General features: G+C 69.7%; 6 protein-coding genes. 5 read left to right on the plus strand and 1 reads right to left on the minus strand.

What is annotated here, in order from left to right; all coding sequences use genetic code 11:
• Positions 1-268: 268 nt before the first annotated feature.
• The 5 genes from C5708_RS19055 (at position 269) to C5708_RS19075 (ending at position 6,640) form a co-directional block, all read left to right on the plus strand.
• Positions 269-766, plus strand: coding sequence for a hypothetical protein (locus C5708_RS19055; RefSeq protein WP_242923567.1), 498 nt, complete (start codon positions 269-271; stop codon positions 764-766).
• 222 nt (positions 767-988) lie between these two features.
• A complete protein-coding gene (locus C5708_RS19060) occupies positions 989-3,340 on the plus strand; it encodes a TonB-dependent receptor (RefSeq protein ID WP_242923569.1) in 2,352 nt (783 codons plus the stop codon).
• 19 nt (positions 3,341-3,359) lie between these two features.
• Positions 3,360-4,772 carry an MFS transporter gene (locus C5708_RS19065; protein ID WP_242923571.1) on the plus strand — a complete coding sequence of 471 codons (1,413 nt, stop codon included), beginning with the start codon at positions 3,360-3,362 and terminating at the stop codon, positions 4,770-4,772.
• A 34-nt stretch (positions 4,773-4,806) separates the two neighbouring features.
• Complete coding sequence (locus tag C5708_RS19070; protein ID WP_242923573.1) at positions 4,807-5,730, plus strand: TauD/TfdA family dioxygenase; 924 nt, start codon at positions 4,807-4,809, stop codon at positions 5,728-5,730.
• Between the two features lie 28 nt (positions 5,731-5,758).
• The gene (locus C5708_RS19075) at positions 5,759-6,640 is read left to right on the plus strand and encodes a TauD/TfdA family dioxygenase (protein WP_242923574.1); all 882 of its coding nucleotides are present in this window, start codon (positions 5,759-5,761) and stop codon (positions 6,638-6,640) included.
• Positions 6,641-6,700: 60 nt separating this feature from the next.
• Here C5708_RS19075 and C5708_RS19080 read toward each other — a convergent pair.
• A partial coding sequence (locus C5708_RS19080) for a TonB-dependent receptor (protein ID WP_242923576.1) occupies positions 6,701-6,942 on the minus strand: 242 nt, incomplete at its 5' end.

Below are 6,942 nucleotides of genomic sequence, written 5' to 3' on the forward strand. Positions count from 1 at the left end.
CGCGACCTTCAACCGGTTCATCAGAACACCCCCATTTGCAGCGGAGCTTCGAAAGCCACGCTTGTGACAGCGTTTTGAGACAGTTCGTTGATCGCCCGCCGCGGCCGGCGCGCGAAATGCGAGGGTCCGCCGCCCTCTTGGCGCAGGCCACGGAGGCCGGCGGGCGGGAGGTTTTCTAAATCCCCATAAAACCAATCTGGATTGATAGCCGCCCGTGCGCCTGTCTGAATGGCGCAAGATCGCGTTTGCGCCCGGCCCGGCGAAGTTCATGTCCAACCCGCGTCCCGCCCCCGCCCCAGAGGCCGCCGACGGCGCGGTCGGGCTGCCGCCTCGTCTTCGGCCGCGCCTGCACGCCGGCGCGGAGCTGACGCTGGAGCTGCTGCGTATCTATTCGGCGGCCCTCAGCCTCGACATCGAATCCATCTGGATCCTGCTGTGCGTGACCCAGCAGTCGATGGGCTCGTTCGTGCTGGACCCGGACCGCGCCAAGGTCTGGAACGGCGCCGAGGTGGTGTCGGACGCGGTGCGTTCGCCCCTCAGCCGCCGCGCCGTCGCCGAACGCACCGGCCTTCCGCGCGAGACCGTGCGGCGCAAGATGGCGGCCATGGCCGACCAGGGGCTGCTGATGGTCGACGACTACGGCGGGGTGCGGGTGCAGAGCAGCGGTTGGTCGGTAGGAGCGCTGGAAGACATCGCGGCCCGCATAGAGGCGGCGGTCGAGCAGCACCAAGACCGCCTCGGCGTCTCGGCCGGCAAGGTTCAGTAATACCGCCATCCTGCACTTCGGCAGCCAGGCGCTTCAGTCGCCGCCGTCTGCAACAGCCGCGCCAGAGCCGATCCAGAGCCGACCCAAATCGGGTCGATGTTAGAAAAGGCCTTCGCCGCCTCAATTGATCTGCTTTGCCGCGCCCGACGCCAATTCCTACCGTCTCGATAGTTTTTAAGCCTTGGGCTTGCGAGGTCCCGGCGGACGCCGGGCGGGGGAGCAATGAGCAGTCAGTTCTTGTCGCGTCGTCTACGTCAACGCGTTCTGGCCGGAGCCGGGGCGGCCGCCCTGGGCTGGGCCGCCGTCCCGGCCATGGCCGCCGAAGGCCCGACGGCCCCGGCCACGGACGCCGCAGTCGCGGCGGCGGCCCTCGACGAAGTGGTGGTGGTCGCGCGCAAGCGCGAAGAAAAACTGCAGGACGTGCCGATCAGCGTCTCGGCGGTGTCCGGGCGCACCCTCAGCGTCGAGCGACTGGACCGCGTCGCCGACTACTCGGCCAAGATCGCCAACTTCAACGCCTTGCAGCAGAACACCCGCGTCTCGACCCTGACCATCCGCGGCGTCGGCGGCAACGCCAACAGCGACGGATCGGAAGCCGGCGTCGGCCTGATCGTCGACAACGTGTTCTTCACCCACCCCGGGTTCAGCTGGCTGGACTTCGTCGACCTCGACCACGTCGAGCTGGTGCGCGGGCCCCAGGGCACCTTGCTGGGCAAGAACACCACCCTGGGCGCCCTGGTGGTCACCACCAAGCGCCCGTCGTTCACGCCCGAGGCCACGCTTTCCGCCACCTTGGCCAATCACGACCGCTACCAGCTGCGCGCCAACGTCTCAGGTCCGCTGGTCGGCGACAGCCTGGCCGGACGGCTGACCCTCTATGGCGACACCGGCGGCGGCTGGATCACCAACCGCCACGACGGCGAGAAGTATCTCGACAATCGGCGCTGGGCCGTGCGCGGCCAGCTGCTGTTCCAGCGCGGCGACTTCACCGACCGGCTGATCGCCGAATATTACGACACCCACGAGTACAACAACTTCTATCCGGCGGCGGGCGACCCGCTGACCTATGTCAACGGCGCGCCCCGCAACGGCTGGGCCCGCAAGCTGCAGACGGCGTTCGGCTACACGCCCAGCTACGACGTCCGCCACAACGCCGACATGGACACCCAGGAGCGCCTGAAGTCGCGCACCACGGGGCTCTCCAACCAGGCCGACCTGAAGATCGACGATTTCACCCTGACCTCGGTGACGGCCTGGCGACGGCTCTACTTCCGCCCCTACAACGACTCCGACGGCACGCCCTATCCCCTGTTCCGAGGGGGCTACGACGTCGACGTCGACCAGTATTCTCAAGAGTTCCGTCTGGCCTCGCCGACCGGCGGCCGCTTCGACTACCAGACCGGCCTCTACCTGCTGAAGCAGGAGGTCTCCAGCAACTACCGCACGCTGCTGTTCTCGGACGCCACGGCCTTTTTCCTCAGCCCGGCCCTGCCGTCGGCCGTGCTGAACGGCGTCGAGGCCGACCAGTTCGGCCGCGCCGAGGTGTGGAGCGCGGCGGTGTTCGGCCAAGGGACCTGGCGCTTCACCGACAAGGCGTCGCTCACCGTGGGCCTGCGCTACACCGACGAGCGGCGCAAGGCGTCGAACCATGCCTATTCCTTCGGCGGTGCGCCGCTGGTCGGGCCGCTGGCGCCGTTCGCCGTCTATCGCGCCGCCGTGGTCGGCGCGCCGTTCCTGGTCAGCGGCGACAAGGAGCGCGGCTCGATCTCCTGGCTGATCAACCCGTCCTACCGGTTCAGCGAGAACCTGATGGCCTACGCCAGCATCAGCTACGGCGAGAAGTCGGGGGCGGCCAACCTGGGCGCCAAGCCGGGCGACACCATCATCATCGAGCCGGAGAAGTCGACCGACTACGAGATCGGCCTCAAGGGCGTGTTCTGGAACGGCCGGGCCCAGTTCAACGGCGACCTCTACTGGAACGACATCGACGGCTATCAGGCCACCCTCAGCGATCCGACCAGCCCGACGGCGCGCTCCTACCTGGCCAATGTCGGCGAGGTTCGCCTGCGCGGGATCGAACTCGAGGGCCAGGTCCAGGTCACCGAGCGCCTGACCGTGTCGGCCAGCGCCGCCTACGGCGAAGCCAAGTACCTGTCCTATCGCAACGCCCCGCCGCCGGCGGAGTACACCTATCCCGGCGCGCCTTCGTCGGTGGACCTGTCCGGGACCCAGGTTCCGTTCGCCCCCAAGTTCACCGGCCAGGTCAGCGCCCGCTGGGAACAGCCGATCGGGCGCGGCCTGACCGCCTTCGCCTACGGCAACCAGACCTGGCGCAGCGACACCTATCTCAGCGCCCTTTCGCAGTACGGCCGCCAGGACGCCTACGGCCTGACCAACATCGGCCTGGGCGTGCGCGCCGACGACGACCGCTGGTCGGCGACGCTGTGGGCCCGGAACCTGTTCGATCAGCAGTACGCCGCCGCCTACGGGACCGCCAGTTCGGCGACGCCCTACATCGCCATCCTCGGCGATCCGCGGACCTTCGGCGTCACCCTCACGGCCAAACCGTTCTGATCCCCTTCGGAGGCTCGCCATGACCCGCCCCGCCCCCCCGCGCGCCGACCGGCCGAAACCAGGCGAAGCCCTAAGGCTGTCGGTGTTCGCGGCCCTGGCCGTTCCATTGGCCGGCGCAGGCCTGCCGCTGGCGGTCTATCTGCCGCCCTATTACGCTCAGGACCTCGGCCTGGGCCTGGGCGCGGTCGGCGCGATCTTCATGCTGACCCAGATCTGGGGCGCGGTCACCGACCCGCTGGTCGGCGCCCTGTCGGATCGGACCCGGACGCGGTTCGGCCGGCGCAAGCCCTGGATCGCGGCCGGCGCGCCGCTGTTCGTCCTGGCGACCCTGGCGATCTTCATTCCCAGCCTGTTCGGCGTCGCCCGCCCCGGCCCAGCCTGGCTGGCGGCGTGGCTGGCGGCGTTCTACCTGGCCTGGACGGTGATCCAGATCCCGGTTTCGGCCTGGGCCGGCGAACTGTCGGGCCGCTATCACGAGCGCAGCCGGATCCAGACCTTCTTCCATGTCTCGATGGCGCTGGGCCTGCTGCTCGTGCTGGTCCTGCCGGCCTTGCTCGACCGTCTCGGCGCCCAGGCCGGCCAGCCGCCGGCGGCCAGCCTGAAGGTGGCTGCGATGGGCGGCTTCATCCTGGCGACCTTCCTGCCGACGGTGCTGGGTTCGCTGCTGCTGGTCAAGGAGCCGCCGGCCCCGCCCGTCGCATCGCGGCCGGGTTCGCCGCTCGCCGCCTTCGCCTCGGTGTTCCGCGACCCGCTGCTGGCCCGGGTGCTGGCCTCGGACTTCGCGGTGACCCTGGGACAGCTGACCCGCAGTTCGCTGTTCGTGTTCTTCGTGTCGGCCTATGTCGGCCGGCCGGACCTGGCCGCCGGGCTTTTCCTGCTGCAGTTCATCTTCGGCGTCTTCGCAGGCCCGATCTGGCTGCGCGTCGGCTATCGGCTGGGCAAGCACCGCACGGCGATCATCGGCGAGCTGGTCCAGGTGGCGATCAATCTCGGCCTGCTGGCGGTGGTGCCGAAGGCCCTGCCGCTGCTGCTGGTCCTGACCGTGGCCCAGGGCCTAGCCCAGGGCTCGGGCAACCTGATGCTGAGGGCCATCGTCTCCGACGTCGCCGACAAGCAGCGGCTGGAGACCGGCGAGGACCGCACCGGCCTGCTGTTCTCGATCTTCAGCCTGACCAGCAAGGCGGCCACCGCCACGGCCGTCGGCGTCGCCCTGCCCCTGGTCGGCGCGCTCGGCTTCCGGCCCGGCGCCGCCAACACCGCCGAGGCCCTGCTCGGGCTGAAGCTGGTCTTCGCCCTCGGCCCCGCCCTGGCCCACGCCGCCTCGGCGGCCCTGCTCGCCGGCTTCGGCCTGGACGAGCGCCGCCACGGCGCCATCCGCCAAGCCCTCGACGCCCGCGACGCCGCCGGAGCGGCGCCCGCGCCCGCCGAATGACCCCCGCCCACGCCCAGCAGACAGGAGCCTAGCCATGAGCGCCGACGGACACGCCCCCCTTTCCACCCTTCTCGACATCCGCCCGGTGGCGGGCCGCATCGGCGCCGAGGTCGCCGGCGTCTCGCTGTCGGCCGACCTGTCCGACGCCGCCGTCCAGGCCATCGAGACCGCCCTGCACCGGCACAAGGTGCTGTTCTTCCGCGACCAGACCCACCTGGACGACGCCGGCCAAGAGGCCTTCGCCGAACGTCTCGGCCAGCCCCAAGCCCACCCCACCGTGCCCGTCCGCGACGGCACCCGCTACCTGTTGGAGCTAAACTCCGAGCACGGCGGCCGGGCCAACTCCTGGCACACCGACGTGACCTTCCTGCCCGCCTATCCCAAGGCCTCGATCCTGCGGGCGGTGACCTCGCCCGCCTCGGGCGGCGATACGGTGTGGGCCAACACCGCCGAGGCCTACGCCCGCCTGCCCGAGCCGCTGCGCGACCTGGCCGACCGGCTGTGGGCCGTCCACACCAACGCCTACGACTATGCGGCGGCCAAGCCGGACGCCCGGCGCGAGGATGTCGAGCGCCATCGCAACGTCTTCGCCTCCACCGTCTACGAAACCGAGCATCCGGTGGTCCGCGTCCACCCCGTCACCGGCGAACGCACCCTGGTGCTGGGCCATTTCGTCAAGGCTTTGAAGGGGTTCTCGACCGCCGATTCCCGCCGCCTGTTCGACAGCCTGCAGGAGCATGTCGTGCGGCTGGAGAACACCGTCCGCTGGCGCTGGCGCGAGGGCGACGTGGCCATCTGGGACAACCGCGCCACCCAGCACTACGCGGTCGACGACTACGGCGACCAGCGCCGGATCATGCGGCGTGTGACCCTGGCGGGCGACGCGCCGGTCTCCATCGACGGCCGCAAGAGCCGCCTGATCACTCCCGCGCCCCAGGCCCCGGCGGCGGCGGCCTGACCCCGAGTTCGAAACAGGAGACACGATCATGAACGCCATTGTCGATCCCAAGAGCCTCGATCTGGCCGGGCCGACCTTCACGCCGGCCGGAACCGTGCTGGGCGCCGAGGTGTCCGGCGTCGATCTGCGCCGGCCGCTGTCCCCCGAAACGGTGGAAGCGCTCCGCGCCGGGCTCTTTCGCCATAAGGTGCTGTTCTTCCGCGATCAGGACATCAGCCACGAGGACCACATCCGCTTCGGCCGCTATTTCGGCGAACTGGAGGGTCACCCGGTGACGGCGACCGTACCCGGCCATCCCGAGATTCTGCACATCGAGGCGGCCGACGGCCTGAAGGTGACCGAGGAGATCCTGCCGCTCGCCCGCTCGGCGGACAAATGGCACACCGACGTGACCTTCCGCGAGAAGCCGTCGTTCGCCGGCGTGCTGCGGGCGCGCAAGCTGCCGCCGGCGGGAGGCGACACCCTGTTCGCCGACACGGCGGCGCTCTACGCCGACCTGCCGCAGGACGTGAAGGACCGCATCGCCGGACTGGAGGCCGAGCACGACATCCTGCAGAGCTTCGGCTACCGGGTTAGCGAGGAGAAGCGCGAGCAGCTTCGCCGGGACTATCCGCCCCAGGTGCATCCGGTGGTGCGCGTCCACCCGGCGACCGGCGCCAAGCACCTGTTCGTCAACCGCGTGTTCACGACCCGGATTCTCGGCCTGCCGGAGGACGAGGCCCGCCAGTTGCTGACCTACCTCGTCGATCGGGTGAAGCAGCCGGAGTATCAGGTCCGCTTCCGCTGGAGCGAGAACGCGGTGGTGTTCTGGGACAACGCGGCGACGCAACACTACGCGGTGCTGGACTACTGGCCGCAGGAGCGCGTGGTCGAGCGCGTGACGGTGGTGGGGACCGACCGGCCGCACTGACGCCGGCCAAGACGCGGACGCTTCCGGGGCCGATGCTCCGGGCGCGTCCGCAACCTCCTCCTACCCGCCGAAGCGCTTGGTCAGCACCAGACCGACCGTGCGGGGATTGGGCGGATTGTTGTACGGGTCATAGCCGACCACGCCGCCGGTCACGCGCGGCGGCTGGACGTCGAAGACATTGGCCGCGACGATCTGGAGCTCGCCGTCGGCCAGCCAGGACCGTGTGGACAGGCGGCCCAGGTCGAAACCTACGAACAACGATGCGGTGGTGAACGATCCGATTTGCATGTGTGTGCTTTGGA

The organism is Caulobacter sp. CCUG 60055, assembly GCF_022750545.1.
Taxonomy (GTDB): domain Bacteria; phylum Pseudomonadota; class Alphaproteobacteria; order Caulobacterales; family Caulobacteraceae; genus PUIC01.

What these genes read in the sequence shown, in the direction of transcription:
- C5708_RS19055 (WP_242923567.1), top strand. Translation starts at nt 269, where the DNA reads ATGTCCAACCCGCGTCCCGCCCCCGCCCCAGAGGCCGCCGACGGCGCG.
- C5708_RS19060 (WP_242923569.1), top strand. Translation starts at nt 989, where the DNA reads ATGAGCAGTCAGTTCTTGTCGCGTCGTCTACGTCAACGCGTTCTGGCC.
- C5708_RS19065 (WP_242923571.1), top strand. Translation starts at nt 3,360, where the DNA reads ATGACCCGCCCCGCCCCCCCGCGCGCCGACCGGCCGAAACCAGGCGAA.
- C5708_RS19070 (WP_242923573.1), top strand. Translation starts at nt 4,807, where the DNA reads ATGAGCGCCGACGGACACGCCCCCCTTTCCACCCTTCTCGACATCCGC.
- C5708_RS19075 (WP_242923574.1), top strand. Translation starts at nt 5,759, where the DNA reads ATGAACGCCATTGTCGATCCCAAGAGCCTCGATCTGGCCGGGCCGACC.